Raw genomic sequence first — 15,285 nt, 5'->3', positions numbered from 1 at the left:
CACACTGATAATATATCTACTTGTGTAAAACTATTCGGAGGTGCTTTAAACATGGCAGTAAAAATTCGTTTAAAACGTATGGGAGCTAAAAAGTCCCCTTTCTATCGTATTGTAGTAGCAGATTCTCGTTCACCGCGTGATGGACGTCAAATTGAAACAGTTGGAACTTACAACCCGGTTGCAGAGCCAGCTGTAGTAGATATCAACGAAGAGCTTGCTCTTAAATGGATGCAAAATGGTGCGAAACCATCTGACACAGTCCGCAACCTTTTCTCTAAACAAGGTATCATGGAAAAATTCCACAACGCTAAATACAGCAAGTAATTGTGGAACGAATGAAAGATTTGATCTTAACGATTGTGGCTCCTCTTGTAGACCGGCCTGAGCATTTAGAAGTAGATGCTGAGGAGAATGATGATTCTGTCACTTATAAGCTTATGCTTCATCCCGAAGACATGGGCAAAGTGATCGGAAAGCAAGGGCGGGTCGCAAAGTCGATTCGGACAGTAGTTTATGCTGCAGCAGGATCACATGAAAAAAAGAGAGTCTTTCTGGAAATCGCAGAGTGAACAACAAGAGCCGGACATAGCGGCTGCTTCCCTTCAGGGTAATCACACGGATGGAAGTTCCGCTAATGCCGGCACATATAAGACAGTCAAAAGGGAGGAGAAAATAACCTCCCTTTTTATATACCATTTTATAGATCTGAAGGCTGCGTTCATCCTTTTAAGAGATCAGTCCCCATCTGCTTTACATCAGAAAAACAGACGTGATACCGATTTTTAGAGGGGATTTACCTAAGTACATTCCCTCCCCCTGCATACACAGGTGGAAGCGGAATAAAATGAACACATTCACAGGAGGCGGATTAATGAAGATTCTCCAGAATGTCACAGTGAATCAAGTGCTGACGGAATCGAGCAAGAGAGCATTGCTTGATAAATACGAGGGGAAAAAGTTCCAACTTCATAAAGAGTGTGATCAGCTGAGATTTGAAATGAAGAAGATGGAAAAAACGAAAAAGTATTCCTCGCAGAATCTTAAGTCTCATTTTGAAAAAGAGATAGAGTTAAGAGTAGAAAAAATCAAACTGACAGATTTCCAGATCGATCAGCTTAATATACTGCCGCTTGGAAGTGAGTTGAAGGATAAAGAGATTCAGGGGATTGTTGAGGTCCAAGTGGGGGATAATTGGGAAGAAAAGAGTCCTTCCAAGACGATTGTGGTGAAAGACGGGTACATAAGTGAAATACGTTAGAGGTGATACAAATGGATAAGTGGTTTAACGTAGGGAAGATTGTTAATACACATGGAGTCAAAGGTGAAGTCAGAGTGATTTCAAGGACGGATTTCCCGGAAGAAAGATACAAGAAGGGCAATACACTCTATTTATTTACTGAAAAAGGAAAAGACCCTCTGGAATTGACGGTTGAAACTCACCGGAAACATAAGAATTTTGATTTGCTCACTTTTGTTGATTACACAGACATCAGCAAAGTGGAGCCCTTCAAAAATGGAATCTTGAAAATAAATGAAACGCAGCTTGGACACCTTGAAGAAGGAGAATTCTACTTCCATGAAATCATCGGCTGCACAGTCAAAACATCTTCGGGTGAGGAAGTTGGTTCAATCTCTGAAATCCTGACACCGGGAGCGAATGATGTATGGGTAGTCAAAGGTGCTAAAGGGAAGGAAATTCTGATTCCTTATATAGACGATGTTGTGAAAGAAATAGACATTGATAAAAAGGTGATTCTCATTGAGCCTCTCGAAGGACTGCTTACATGAAAAAAATAGATGTACTTTCTCTATTTCCTTCGATGTTCAGTGGAGTATTCGGTGAGTCCATTCTAAAAAAAGCTGCTGAAAAAGGTGCTGTTCAGTACAATGTAGTGAATTTCAGGGAGTATGCCGATAACAAACATGGACAAGTCGATGATTACCCATACGGAGGCGGTGCAGGCATGGTATTGAAGCCGCAGCCGATCTTTGACGCTGTAGAAGCCCTCACAAGTCCATCTCAGCAGAAAAAGCCAAGAGTCATACTGCTTTGTCCGCAGGGAGAACGGTATTCTCAGAAGAAAGCAGAAGAACTGGCTCAAGAAGACCATTTGATTTTCGTCTGCGGGCATTACGAGGGATACGATGAAAGGATCCGGGAGCATGTGGTGACAGATGAAATTTCGATTGGTGACTTTGTTCTCACGGGCGGGGAACTCGGAGCAATGGTCATCATCGACAGTGTAGTAAGGCTTCTTCCGGGAGTGCTGGGGAATGAAGATTCACCTGTCCTGGACTCTTTCTCATCGGGATATCTTGAACACCCGCATTATACAAGGCCATCTGACTTTAGAGGAATGAAGGTACCGAAAGAACTGATTTCCGGTAACCATAAACTCATTGAGGAATGGAGAGAAAGGGAATCACTCAGAAGGACGTTTGAAAGAAGGCCGGACTTACTGGATGGTAAAGAATTGAATGAACGCCAAAAAAATTGGCTGGAAGAATGGAAAAATGATAGAAACTAGTTGATTCAATCATATCAATATGGTATTATTACCTTTGTGACTTGATCAGATAATTTCTATCGGGTCATCGATTAGGATGTTCCGCTGCAATAAATCGTTTTTGTAAGAGCATCTGGTGGAAGGAGATGAAATAGATGCACAAATTGATCGAAGAAATTACAAAAGAACAACTTCGCTCTGATTTACCATCTTTCCGTCCTGGTGATACAGTTCGCGTACACGTTAACATTGTTGAGGGTACTCGCGAGCGTATTCAGGTATTCGAAGGTGTAGTAATCGGCCGTCGCGGAGGCGGAATCAGCGAAACGTTCACAGTTCGTAAAATTTCTTATGGTGTTGGTGTTGAGCGTACATTCCCTGTACACACACCAAAAATCGCGAAGCTTGAAGTTATCCGCCGCGGTAAAGTCCGTCGTGCGAAACTTTACTACTTGCGCAACCTGCGCGGTAAAGCTGCCCGTATCAAAGAAATTCGATAATTTTAAGATGGAAAGGAGCTTGGAGACAAGCTCCTTTTTCAGTTTATTTTTCAGTTTATTAAACAGCTTTTCAGTTACTTCCGTTAGCAAAGGTCTGCGGATATGATCAAGCGTCCATCCAGGCGGATTACATGCTTTCAGCAGGAACAAGTCTATTTAATCTTATTGAGTGCTCTTTTCTTAAATTAATACAACATTACATACTATGATCTAGTTTAAAGTATATCAGATGTAAACCGTGTCTGCTTTTTGTAGAATATGACTATGGGAAAATTTGAGGCACAGGAGGGGAACCTGGTGGCAAAGCAGAAGAATGAACTGTGGGAATGGACCAAAGCATTATTGATTGCTGTCGGACTGGCTGCGCTGATCCGTTACTTTTTATTTACGCCGATCGTGGTTGACGGTTTATCGATGATGCCGACATTACATAATGGAGACAGGATGATTGTTAATAAGTTAAGTTATAGCGTTGGAGAACCGGATCGTTTTGATATAATCGTTTTTCATGCACCGGAACAAAAAGATTATATCAAGCGTGTAATCGGGCTTCCTGGAGACACTGTCGAATATAAAGACGATGTACTTTATGTTAACGGAGAAGCATATGACGAACCTTATTTGGAAGAATATAAGGAACAGATCGATGATGGACTGTTGACTGAAGACTTTACGTTAGCAGAAAAAATCGGCCGGGAAACAGTTCCGGAAAACACCCTCTTTGTCATGGGGGATAACCGCCGTTTCAGTAAGGACAGCCGCCACATAGGCGCAGTGGAAGTGGATGAAGTCATTGGCAGTACTAATGTCATCTATTGGCCGATTAAAGATATAGAAGTTATAAAGTAAGAAGATAGAAACAGATTTTATTGGAGGTGATAATATGACCATTCAATGGTTTCCGGGACATATGGCGAAGGCAAGGAGACAGGTAACCGAGAAGTTGAAGCTCGTTGATATCATCATTGAACTTGTCGATGCCCGCATTCCGATTTCTTCCAGGAACCCAATGATTGACGAAGTGGTACAGCATAAGCCCCGTCTTGTCCTTTTAAACAAGGCGGACATGGCAGACAGGGCACTTACAGATCAGTGGATAAGGTATTTCGCTGACAGGGGCATCAAGGCGCTGGCAGTGAATGCCCAAGGCGGAACTGGTTTAGGTGACATCGTAAGAGCTTCAAAAGAAATTTTGAGAGAAAAATTCGACCGGATGAAATCAAGAGGGATGAAACCGAGGGCGATAAGGGCGATGATTGTAGGTATACCTAATGTCGGAAAATCCACATTGATCAACAGGCTCGCTAAGAAGAATATCGCCAAGACCGGCAATACACCAGGTGTAACAAAAGCACAGCAGTGGATAAAGGTCGGCAAGGAAATGGAGCTTCTTGATACACCAGGTATACTATGGCCGAAGTTTGAAGATCAGGAAGTAGGCTACAAGCTGGCTTTAACCGGTGCAATCAAAGACACAATTCTCAACTTGCAGGATATTGCTGTATATGGATTGCGCTATTTGGAAAAGCATTATCCAAACAGATTGGAAGAGCGCTATGGCATTGAAGTATTTCCAGAGGAAATTGTGGAAGTGTTTGATAAAATCGGTGTCCAGAGAGGGTGCTTGATTGCTGGAGGCGGAGTGGACTACGACAAGACTTCTGACCTGATTGTCCGTGATATCAGAAGTGAACGCCTGGGTAAGATTACATTCGATATCCCTGGAGAGTTTACTGAAGCAGAACAAGAATAGAGAAAAAGCTGATTCAAAAGGCGTATTTCGTCCTTATAGAGTCAGCTTTATTTTTTGGTGAATCTGCCGATAAAAAGAATGAACATACATAGTAAATAGGAGAGCGCTTATGCCCAAACAGTATACAATTTCTGAAGCAGCTAGAATTATCAAGGATATTCAAGAAGAGAAGGATGAGCTTTTTCAGACCTTTAAAAAGGATGAAAGAAAAGGAATCCAGAAACTCATTTCAAAATGGTACAGCGAACGGGAACAAGAGACGGCTTTGCGAGAGGAATTCGTCCGAATGAGCTCTTTCGAAAACGAATTAAAGCATCAGGGTTTCCGGTTTATCGCGGGTATAGATGAGGTAGGAAGAGGGCCATTGGCCGGACCGGTTGTTGCGGCTGCTGTCATCCTGCCTCAGGATATTTGCCTGCTCGGCATCAATGATTCAAAAAAACTGTCAGAAAAACAGAGAGAGACATTTTATGAGCTTATTACAGATAAAGCGATTGCCTGGGGTACAGGGATTATTTCTGCAGAGGAGATCGACAGGCTGAATATCTATCAAGCTTCTAAGAAAGCCATGATCACAGCCGTTAATGGACTCGGTGTATATCCTGACCATTTGTTAATTGATGCGATGGAATTGGGGACACCTTTTCCTGAAATCTCTTTGATTAAAGGAGACGCCCGGAGTATTTCAATTGCCGCTGCATCTATTGTCGCTAAAGTGACGAGAGACAGGCTGATGGAAGAGTATGCCCAAGACTACCCGGGATATGGGTTTCAGAAAAATATGGGTTATGGAACTAAGGAGCACTTGGAAGGTTTGAAGCAGTATGGTCCATGTCCGATTCATCGCAGCTCCTTTGCGCCGGTAAAAGAACTTATGTTGAAATAAAGAAGGTGTATTCATGCTGGAACGCAGTATACAAAGTGCTACATTTCAAAAATTGAATAAATCTCCTTATCCACCCAAATTGATTGATGGACAGGTTTTTTATGCAAAAGTCAATAAGCTGCTGCCAGAAGGGATGGCTGAAGTCAATTACAAGGGACAAAAAACCATTGCTAAATTGGAAGCCCCCTTGATTGCGGGAAATCATTATTTCTTTCAAGCGGAGCTTGCGGATGAAGGAATTCTGAAATTGAGGGTAATATCATCTCTCCAGAGTGAAGGTAAGGGCTCATTGTCCGATGTTGTCGAGAAGTTCATGAGCGATCTTCAGCTTCCAAAAGGAGGAAATATTAAGGAGTTAGTTGCCCTCATGGTGAGGAATTCTATGCCTTTCACAAAAGGAGAGCTGCTCAGGATGGGTGAGGTACTCACCGATACGCCGGACAAGCAGGAGGGTATCCAAACTCTTTTGAGACTGAAGGATGCAAATTTGACCATTACTAGGCCGCTATACTTTTCTTACCTATATGGACGAAATATGGAGTCCGTAACAGATCTGTTGGACAGGCTGGAAACCGCTTTACAGAATAGCACTTCTTTATCAACGGAAAACAAGGGGATCTTAAAAATTCTTGCAGGGGTAAAAGAATCCGAAACCAATCACCTTTTTCAAAAAGTTGTCAACTACGCCTCGGGTTTAGCGGTGGATAATGCTGGAGAGCCAAGCCGTCGTGCACCAGCGCAGAACCTCCTTCAATTGATGGGGATTGAGCCTCCAGAAAGTTCTCTGGGAGAAATAAAATCTTTTATCGGAAATAATGGGACAGCCTTGTTGAAAGATAAGATGACCGTTTTGGCTGAACTTCTAGCAAAAGTGGAGATATCCGCTGAAAAGCCCCATCTCCTTCTCAAAGATGTCCAAACTGCCTTGGATATCTTGAAATCAAGTGAAACTTCGTCTCAGGAAATAATCAAGGGGGCAGCAGAAATAATAAGGCGGGCTGAATCATTGCTTTCCCATGTAGAAACAATCCCTCAATTGACAAAAACAGGTAAATTCAACCTGATGTATGGTATCCATTCAAGAAAAGAGCAGCAAGCACTAATCAGCTTTTCCAGAATGATAGGCAGCCTGCGTGATAATCGCGGACCGGAGCAGCAAGCGTTGAGACTGCTTCAAGAGATCGTAGCTTTTGATGAAGGCAATGCTGCTAAGGTTCATAAAGAAAACCTGCCGGATATTATTAAGGATCTTATTTCAAAGCTAGGACTGAATCAAGAGGCCAGGCTTGCAGGAGGAGCTCCTGGAGACCGGTCCATGCAAGACTCTCTGAAACCGTCATTGATAGCCCTATTAAAGGAGCTTCCTCATGGGGAGGCGAGAGAGTCTGCTGAAAGGCTTCTATATAAGCTGAATGGCCAAGCTGCCTTGTCTGGGGAAAGCGGACCGCTTCAACACGTCGTTTACCAGCTTCCGCTATCATGGATGAACCAAAGAACTGACTTGACTATGCAGTGGACTGGAAGGAAAACGGAAAGCGGGAAAATCGATTCCGAATATTGTCGTGTATTATTCTATCTTGAACTGGAAAGCATCAAAGAAGTCATTGTCGATATGACAGTCCAGAACAGGGTCATTGCCTTGAACATATACAATGATACTCCCGGGTTAAAAGAATTATCGGCTCCTTTTTCAATGAATATGAAGGAGGGCCTTGAATTACTCGGCTACAAGTTGTCATCCGTCCATTTTAAGGAATCTGGTACTGCCGCTGTACCAGCGAAGGAAAAATATCGAGGGTTGGCGGGAGAAGTTCCTTATGCGGGGGTGGATTTAAAAGTATGAAAAAGAATAATGAGAATAAGAGGAAGCAAGCTGTGGCGCTTCAATATGAAGCAGACAGGCAGCAAGCTCCCAAAGTCATTGCGAAGGGAAAAGGATTGATAGCGGATAATATCCTTGAAAGGGCCAGGCAGAATAACATACCGGTGCAGGAGGACCCTGCTCTTGTCGAATTGCTCGGCAGCCTGGATATCAATGAATCGATACCTGAGGAACTCTATCAGGCAGTGGCAGAAGTGTTTGCCTTTTTGTACAGAGTCGATAAGGAAGCGGGAAGAAGCTGAAGCGGAAGGGTGGCTTCAGCTTTTGTTATGAACCTATTAAAAAGGCAACAATATAGGTGGGCGAATGGCTGCTTTCAAAGAATTTGCGGCTATTCCTGATGAACACCTATGCCTTGTGAAAAGGGTTTGTAAAAGGCTCTTTTCGTAAACTTTGCTGCTGTTTAATATGAATTTCGTAAGATAACAGCATAAGAAAGAAAAGAGACTTTTACAATAAGGGGTTCGGTTTTCGAGTACAAAATTATTAATTACACATCAAAAGGAGTGTCAAATCGCATTAATATTGACACTCCTTTTTTGTTGATTTAAGGATATCCTTGCTGGTAAATCTGTTCAATAGGTAATACAAAAAGTACCCTAAATAGCAAATGACAGAACTTTTTGTTGTTCAAAATTGGTTGCACAATTTCCTATACACTTTCAATCCTAATATTAGGAAGAAGGAGAGTTGTACGTTATAAAAAGTCTAGCAATGATTTGATTGGAACGGAAGGGGCGTGACCTCCTGCGGGACTAGCGTGCGTCTAGTTCCAGCACCCAGCCCCTCGGGGTCAAATAACCCCAAGAGATAAAAAGGAAGACCGCCTTTTTTTCTCTTGAGAACATTTGCCTGTCGGGGCTGATCAAGGTGCTTCCACTTTTGAAGACAGGTGAGACCCCTAATCCAGTTGCAGCGCCCAGTCCCTCGGGGTCAAATAACCCGAAGAGAATAAAAGGAAAGTTCGCCTTTTTTTCTCTTCGGAACATTTGCCTGTCGGGCCTGATCGGGGCGCTTCCACTTTATATACAGGCGAATCTAGCTTCAGCGGCCAGCGACTAGCAGATTTCGGTCTCTCTCCTTGCTAATCTAGCTGCATGGCCTAAGGCGGCTAGCGTACTTCCCTGCCTCCTCCTTGCGATAAGTCAACATCAACTCACTACGTTCGTTGTGTTTCCTTTATCTCATGCGAGAGCCCTAAAATCTGTACGTCGCTGAACGGCCGCTTCCGCTTTTTATGAAGCCGAGGAGGCTCACCGCACGCCCCGGGGAGTCACGCACCTGGAGTGGAAATCAATAGACATTGTTAATAGGTGTGAATCACTCAACCCCACCCTTGGAATTATTCTGAAAGCAGCAATTTATTTGAGTACAGCCTTGTAAAAAAGCAAGAAGATTTCTACAAAGCATTTGGAAGGTTTTCTTTTCATTTTACTATGTATTATGTAGAGAATTGGCCAGGGAGTGCCCGTCTCAAGTCTATACGAAAAAAGGGTTGTAATTTGAAAAGTGTACCGGAAAAATTTCCTAAGATTGTTTTTTTAAGATAACGTTTTCATTTAATAAAATCAAAAAACAGTACCCTTTTTCTCTCTTCATATTTCTGAATTTTAAAATTAATATAATATTTTGTGCATATATGTAGACATCTAATCTTTCATTTTATACAATGAAAGCGCAGTCTATTTTTGAAAGAGTTTGATAGGAGGATGGAAAATGAATATCCATGAATATCAAGGTAAAGAAATCCTCAGAAATAATGGGGTACCCGTACCTAATGGTCAAGTGGCTTTTACTCCGGATGAAGCGGTGGAAGCAGCGAAAACATTGAATTCAAGCGTTTATGTTGTGAAAGCACAAATTCATGCAGGCGGCCGTGGAAAAGCGGGCGGAGTTAAAATCGCAAAGAGTATTGACGAAGTACGTACATACGCAGAAGAACTGCTGGGGAAAACGTTGGTAACCCACCAAACAGGCCCGGAAGGCAAGGAAGTTAAGCGCTTACTTGTAGAGGAAGGCTGCGACATCAAGAAGGAGTATTATGTCGGTCTTGTACTGGACAGAGCAACTTCCCAAGTGGTCTTGATGGCTTCTGAAGAAGGAGGAACAGAAATCGAAGAAGTGGCTGAAGCTACTCCTGAGAAGATCTTCAAAGAATATATTGATCCTGTAGTCGGCCTGACTGGATTCCAGGCACGCCGGATCGCATTCAATATCAATATCCCGAAAGAGCTTGTCAATAAAGCGGCTAAGTTCATGCTGGGCCTATATAATGTTTATATCCAAAAAGATGCTTCCATCGTTGAAATCAATCCTTTGGTTGTAACAGGTGATGGCAATGTAATGGCATTGGATGCAAAGTTCAACTTTGATGCTAATGCACTGTACCGCCAGAAAAATGTCCTGGAACTTCGTGACCTTGAAGAAGAAGATCAAAAAGAAATCGAAGCTTCCAAATATGATTTGAGCTACATTTCCCTTGACGGAAATATTGGCTGCATGGTTAATGGTGCAGGCTTAGCGATGGCAACAATGGATATCGTTAAGCATTACGGCGGAGATCCCGCCAACTTCCTTGATGTTGGGGGCGGTGCAACAGCTGAAAAAGTTACTGAAGCATTCAAGATTATCCTTTCTGACGAAAATGTTAAAGGCATATTCGTTAATATCTTCGGCGGAATCATGAAGTGTGACATTATTGCCGAGGGTGTCGTTGAAGCGGCTAAACAAGTGGAGCTTAAAGTTCCATTGGTTGTCCGTCTTGAAGGAACGAACGTTGATCTAGGTAAGAAAATCCTGAGTGAGTCAGGTCTTAATATCATTGCCGCACAATCTATGGCGGACGGCGCACAAAAAATTGTTGAGCAAGTAGGATAAGAAAGGCGGAGGACTAATGAGCGTATTTATTAATAAAGATACAAAAGTTATTGTTCAAGGTATTACTGGTTCGACTGCTCTTTTCCATACAAAGCAAATGCTTGAATACGGTACGCAGATCGTTGCTGGTGTGACTCCGGGAAAAGGCGGAACCGAAGTTGAAGGAGTTCCTGTATACAATACAGTCGAGGAAGCAACAAGAGAAACTGGCGCAAATGCTTCAGTTATCTATGTTCCGGCGCCATTCGCAGCTGATGCGATCCTGGAAGCTGTCGATGCTGAATTGGACCTTGCCATCTGTATCACAGAGCACATCCCTGTGCTTGATATGGTGAAAGTGAAACGCTACATGGAAGGCAAAAAGACACGCCTAGTCGGTCCTAACTGTCCTGGCGTCATCACTCCGGATGAATGCAAGATCGGGATCATGCCTGGCTACATCCATACAAAAGGGCATGTAGGGGTTGTTTCCCGTTCTGGTACATTAACGTATGAAGCTGTACACCAACTGTCACAGGAAGGCATAGGGCAGTCTACAGCAGTAGGTATCGGCGGTGATCCTGTGAACGGCACTGATTTCATCGATGTGTTGAAAGCTTTTAATGAAGACGAAGACACATTTGCTGTCATCATGATTGGTGAGATTGGCGGTACTGCAGAGGAAGAAGCAGCCGAGTGGGTTAAAGCCAATATGACAAAGCCGGTAGTCGGCTTTATCGGCGGTCGTACAGCACCTCCAGGAAAACGCATGGGCCATGCGGGTGCCATCATTTCTGGCGGTAAAGGTACGGCAGATGAAAAAATCCGTGTTATGAATGAGTGTGGAATCGAAGTAGCTCCGACACCGTCCGACATGGGTGAGACACTTATCAAAGTCCTTAGGGATAAAGGCATTTACGATAAATGTAAAACACATTAATATAGTAGAAACTCGACTGAACAGGATGCATATAACCATCCTGTTCAGTCCTTTTTAAAATTTAAAAAAATTATAATCAGGAGGTTTAAATGAACATAGACAGAAACATTCTTTTTACCCTTCAGCATTGTGAGAGTATAGGCTGGAAGTCGATATCCCTTCTTATGAAGTCTGTACCTTCTCCTAATGAAATCAACAAACTGACACCGGCCGACCTGCGTAATATCCTCCCCATTTCCGCAAGTAAAATTAACGCTTTCTACAAGCAATTTCACTCATTCGACCCTTTACCCAAAATGAAAGAATATGAAGATCGTAATATTAGGTTTATAACTGTTTTCGATCATAAATATCCTCCCCTTTTGAAGAATATTTACGATCCGCCCTGGGTATTATTCTTTTCAGGAAAATCAAGCTTGTTAGAGAGAGATAAAAAGATTGCCATTGTCGGTTCCAGGAAAGCCGATGAATATTCTTCTGCTTCTTTAAATTTTCTTCTCCCCCAATTAGTGAAAGAAAATTTTGTGATTGTCAGCGGCCTGGCTGCAGGAGCAGACGAGATGGCGCATCGGAAAACCATAGAATTAAAAGGCGACACCATAGCAGTAATAGGAGGCGGGCTGGATCACATCTATCCTGCTGCAAACCGAAGACTGGCAGAATGGATGAAGACCAATCAGCTGATCCTTTCAGAGTATCCCCCGGATACTATGCCTCAGCGCTGGCATTTTCCTTTAAGGAATCGAATTATCAGCGGCATGACTCAAGCAGTTCTTGTCACACAGGCAAGCAGAAAGAGCGGTTCGCTGATTACGGCAGAATACAGCTTGAATGAAGGGAGAGATGTCTTTGCGCTTCCCGGCAGAATGGATTCATCTCTTTCGGAGGGAAGCAACTTACTGATTCAACAAGGGGCGAAGCTCATTACATCATCTGAAGACATTGTTTCTGAATTCGCGTATAATTCTTATAAAAACATATAAACTTTAGAAAGGCAGCCAGTTCTTTACATAACTGTCTGCCTGACTTAGAATAATGCAGCGTGCTTATAAAGCAAGAAGAAGGATAAAAGAATAGTATAAAATCAGCTGATTTTTTGAAAAATTCCTCTTAATATGTATAAAATGTATAAAAAGGTTGCATTTCTTCTCAAACTGTTATACATTTTGCAACAGATATAATACCAAAAATCAGTTTCTTTTTGATTGAGCTGATGGAAACGTTTCCTTTGCTCTATCAATGACTCATAATAATTTCCTCGAATCAAAAGTTGTTGGATCATAAGTGTTCCAGTGAAAGAAATTAACACTTTTCGTAAACTTTGCATCGGAAGATAACGCCATGATTTACAGAAGATCATGGTAAGGAAGGAAGAAAAGAGCTGCTCTTCCTTTTAGAGAAAAAAACCTAGTATCAGGGGAATAGTCCGGCTTTTGGGATATTTCCGAAAGCCAGCAATATAGGGAAAACAGCCTTTTTAAGAAAGATTGACTGGAAAGTAAGCAAGAGCGCTCCAGCCAAGCAGCTGTTCTTACGGAATCGCCTATTCTACTCCACAAGGATTACTGGTGGGGTTGAGAGTATTTCATATAGCAAAGATATGGATGATTAGAACGAAAAAATAAACGATTTCCCTCTTTAAGGAGGCAATTTAATGTCAGAATATCTAGTGATTGTTGAGTCGCCCGCAAAGGCAAAGACAATCGAGAAATATTTAGGAAAGAAATATAAGGTCCGTGCTTCGATGGGCCATGTACGGGATCTCCCTAAAAGTCAGATGGGTGTGGATGTAGAAGACGGATTCAATCCAAAATACATTACAATCCGCGGTAAGGGACCTGTTTTAAAAGAATTAAAAACAGCTGCGAAAAAAGCAAAAAAGATTTACCTTGCAGCTGACCCCGACAGAGAAGGAGAAGCAATTGCCTGGCACCTTGCCCACAGCCTGGACATGGATGTCCACTCCGAGTGCAGGGTCGTGTTCAATGAAATTACGAAGGATGCCATTAAGGAATCTTTCAAGCATCCGCGTGCCATAAATATGGATCTGGTCGACGCCCAGCAGGCAAGAAGGATCTTGGACAGGCTTGTCGGCTATAATATCAGTCCCCTCCTTTGGAAGAAAGTAAAGAAGGGTCTTAGTGCGGGGAGGGTTCAATCGGTAGCGGTAAGGCTGATCATTGACCGCGAAAAAGAAATAAAAGAGTTCATTCCCGAAGAATATTGGACGATTCATGCACAATTCAAAAAGGGCAAGAGCTCATTTGAGGGAGCCTTCTATGGGCTGGACGGAAACAAACTGGACCTGAAAACTGAACAAGAGGTAAAGGATGTCCTGAAAAAGATAAAAGGTGATTCTTTCGAAATCAAGAAAGTAACCAAGAAGGAAAGAAAAAGGAATCCTGCTGCACCGTTTACTACTTCATCTTTACAGCAGGAGGCTGCCAGGAAGCTGAACTTCAGGGCCAAGAAAACAATGATGCTTGCACAGCAGTTATACGAAGGGATTGAAATTGGAAAAGAAGGAACTGTCGGTCTCATAACGTATATGAGAACAGATTCTACCCGGATTTCAGAAGTAGCCCAAAAAGAAGCATCAGAGTATATTACTGAGAAATATGGCTCGGAATTTTTGAAAAGCCAGGAACGAAAAGAGAAAAAGGGGCAAAAAGCACAAGATGCCCATGAAGCTGTCCGGCCAACATCAACCTTGAGAGACCCTGCTTCAATGAAGGAGTATCTGTCGCGTGACCAATTGAGGCTGTATAAGCTTATATGGGAACGTTTTGTAGCAAGCCAGATGGCTTCAGCAGTCATGGATACCATGAGTTTCGATGTAGTAAATGGTGACGTGTTCTTCCGTGCCAACGGATCTAAAGTTAAATTCCCTGGTTTCATGAAAGTGTACGTAGAAGGAACGGATGATGGGAAAGAAGAGAAGGAGAATATGCTTCCGGCCCTGGAAGAAGGGGACATTGTCAGCTATGAGGATATCGATCCCAAGCAGCATTTCACGCAGCCGCCGCCCCGGTATACAGAAGCGAGGCTGGTCAGGACGCTGGAAGAGCTGGGTATAGGGAGGCCGTCCACCTATGCCCCTACTTTGGATACAATACAAAGGAGAGGCTATGTAAGCCTTGACAACAAACGGTTTATCCCGACAGAGCTGGGAGGGATTGTATCCGAACTTGTTTCAGAGTTCTTCCCTGAAATAATAGATGTCGAATTTACCGCCAATATGGAACGTGACCTTGATTACGTTGAAGATGGTAAAGAAAAATGGGTCAATATTATCGATCAGTTCTACAGAGGATTCGAAAAACATCTTGAAAAAGCCGAGGAAGAAATGGAGAAAGTAGAGATCAAAGATGAACCTGCTGGTGAGGACTGTGAAAACTGCGGACACCCAATGGTATTTAAAATGGGACGGTATGGAAAGTTCATGGCTTGCAGTAACTTCCCGGACTGCCGCAACACCAAGGCAATCGTGAAGGAAATCGGTGTTAAGTGCCCTGATTGTGAAGAAGGTAATATCATCGAAAGAAAGAGTAAGAAGAAACGCATTTTCTACGGGTGTGACCAATATCCGAAGTGCGAATTCCTTTCTTGGGACAAACCGATTGACAGGAAGTGTCCTAAGTGTGAGAAGCTCTTAGTGGAGAAAAAGCTGAAAAAGGGTGTACAGGTCCAATGTTCAAATTGTGATTATAAAGAAGAAACACAGCAATAAAGGAATGGATGGTGAGCTGACATGGCTCACTTTTTCCTTTTGTAAGAATATATGGTATCTTTAAGGTTGATGGCGGCCTATAGAACTGCCGGCAGGAAGAATGCGTCATAATGACTCTGGTGAAGACTTTTGTAAATATGGGTTCATTCAAAAACCAGCAGCCCCTTAAAAGACTAAAGCTTTAAATGGTAAAAATGGAAGATAATTAGAAACAATTCAGAACTTTGTGAA

16 protein-coding genes are annotated in these 15,285 nt (G+C 42.7%); 15 read left to right on the top strand and 1 reads right to left on the bottom strand.

The window, feature by feature from the left end; translation table 11 throughout:
• Positions 1-51 precede the first annotated feature (51 nt).
• From rpsP to FZC78_RS13285, 11 genes are all read left to right on the top strand, one after another.
• A complete protein-coding gene (gene rpsP, locus FZC78_RS13335; protein ID WP_148940209.1) occupies positions 52-324 on the top strand; it encodes a 30S ribosomal protein S16 in 273 nt (90 codons plus the stop codon).
• An 11-nt stretch (positions 325-335) separates the two neighbouring features.
• Positions 336-569: a KH domain-containing protein gene (locus tag FZC78_RS13330; RefSeq protein WP_148940207.1), complete on the top strand. Its 234-nt coding sequence runs from the start codon at positions 336-338 to the stop codon at positions 567-569.
• A 302-nt stretch (positions 570-871) separates the two neighbouring features.
• The gene (locus FZC78_RS13325) at positions 872-1,258 is read left to right on the top strand and encodes a YlqD family protein (RefSeq protein ID WP_148940206.1); all 387 of its coding nucleotides are present in this window, start codon (positions 872-874) and stop codon (positions 1,256-1,258) included.
• Positions 1,259-1,269: 11 nt separating this feature from the next.
• Complete coding sequence (rimM, locus tag FZC78_RS13320; protein ID WP_148940204.1) at positions 1,270-1,788, top strand: ribosome maturation factor RimM; 519 nt, start codon at positions 1,270-1,272, stop codon at positions 1,786-1,788.
• Positions 1,785-2,528 (top strand): tRNA (guanosine(37)-N1)-methyltransferase TrmD, encoded by a 744-nt coding sequence (trmD, locus tag FZC78_RS13315; RefSeq protein ID WP_148940202.1) that lies wholly within the window; start codon positions 1,785-1,787, stop codon positions 2,526-2,528. The genes rimM and trmD overlap by 4 nt, the downstream gene beginning before the upstream one ends.
• 134 nt (positions 2,529-2,662) lie before the next feature.
• Positions 2,663-3,007: a 50S ribosomal protein L19 gene (gene rplS, locus FZC78_RS13310; RefSeq protein WP_113929873.1), complete on the top strand. Its 345-nt coding sequence runs from the start codon at positions 2,663-2,665 to the stop codon at positions 3,005-3,007.
• 297 nt (positions 3,008-3,304) lie between these two features.
• Positions 3,305-3,856: a signal peptidase I gene (gene lepB / locus FZC78_RS13305; RefSeq protein WP_148940200.1), complete on the top strand. Its 552-nt coding sequence runs from the start codon at positions 3,305-3,307 to the stop codon at positions 3,854-3,856.
• Between the two features lie 34 nt (positions 3,857-3,890).
• Complete coding sequence (gene ylqF, locus FZC78_RS13300) at positions 3,891-4,760, top strand: ribosome biogenesis GTPase YlqF (protein ID WP_148940198.1); 870 nt, start codon at positions 3,891-3,893, stop codon at positions 4,758-4,760.
• A gap of 109 nt (positions 4,761-4,869) precedes the next feature.
• Positions 4,870-5,646, top strand: coding sequence for a ribonuclease HII (locus tag FZC78_RS13295; protein WP_148940197.1), 777 nt, complete (start codon positions 4,870-4,872; stop codon positions 5,644-5,646).
• A 13-nt stretch (positions 5,647-5,659) separates the two neighbouring features.
• On the top strand, positions 5,660-7,489 hold the full coding sequence (locus FZC78_RS13290; RefSeq protein WP_148940195.1) for a hypothetical protein: 1,830 nt from the start codon (positions 5,660-5,662) through the stop codon (positions 7,487-7,489).
• Positions 7,486-7,770 (top strand): EscU/YscU/HrcU family type III secretion system export apparatus switch protein, encoded by a 285-nt coding sequence (locus FZC78_RS13285; protein ID WP_148940193.1) that lies wholly within the window; start codon positions 7,486-7,488, stop codon positions 7,768-7,770. Before FZC78_RS13290 ends, FZC78_RS13285 begins: the two co-directional genes overlap by 4 nt.
• Before the next feature lie 513 nt (positions 7,771-8,283).
• Here FZC78_RS13285 and FZC78_RS23715 read toward each other — a convergent pair.
• Positions 8,284-8,517 (bottom strand): hypothetical protein, encoded by a 234-nt coding sequence (locus FZC78_RS23715; protein WP_187444938.1) that lies wholly within the window; start codon positions 8,515-8,517, stop codon positions 8,284-8,286.
• Positions 8,518-9,244: 727 nt separating this feature from the next.
• On the opposite strand from FZC78_RS23715, the gene sucC reads away from it, so the two are divergent.
• The 4 genes from sucC (at position 9,245) to topA (ending at position 15,054) form a co-directional block, all read left to right on the top strand.
• On the top strand, positions 9,245-10,405 hold the full coding sequence (gene sucC / locus FZC78_RS13275; RefSeq protein ID WP_148940190.1) for an ADP-forming succinate--CoA ligase subunit beta: 1,161 nt from the start codon (positions 9,245-9,247) through the stop codon (positions 10,403-10,405).
• Positions 10,406-10,421: 16 nt separating this feature from the next.
• The gene (gene sucD / locus FZC78_RS13270) at positions 10,422-11,324 is read left to right on the top strand and encodes a succinate--CoA ligase subunit alpha (RefSeq protein ID WP_148940188.1); all 903 of its coding nucleotides are present in this window, start codon (positions 10,422-10,424) and stop codon (positions 11,322-11,324) included.
• An 89-nt stretch (positions 11,325-11,413) separates the two neighbouring features.
• Positions 11,414-12,307 carry a DNA-processing protein DprA gene (gene dprA / locus FZC78_RS13265; RefSeq protein WP_148940187.1) on the top strand — a complete coding sequence of 298 codons (894 nt, stop codon included), beginning with the start codon at positions 11,414-11,416 and terminating at the stop codon, positions 12,305-12,307.
• 671 nt (positions 12,308-12,978) lie between these two features.
• Entirely contained in the window at positions 12,979-15,054 is a 2,076-nt protein-coding gene (gene topA, locus FZC78_RS13260; RefSeq protein ID WP_148940185.1) for a type I DNA topoisomerase, read from the top strand.
• The last annotated feature ends 231 nt before the right edge of the window (positions 15,055-15,285 follow it).

Origin of the sequence: Rossellomorea vietnamensis, from assembly GCF_008180415.1 — a bacterium.
GTDB classification, from domain to species: domain Bacteria; phylum Bacillota; class Bacilli; order Bacillales; family Bacillaceae_B; genus Rossellomorea; species Rossellomorea vietnamensis_C.
The sequence above is the reverse complement of the archived record's forward strand: the minus strand, read 5'-3'. Positions and strand labels throughout refer to the sequence as shown.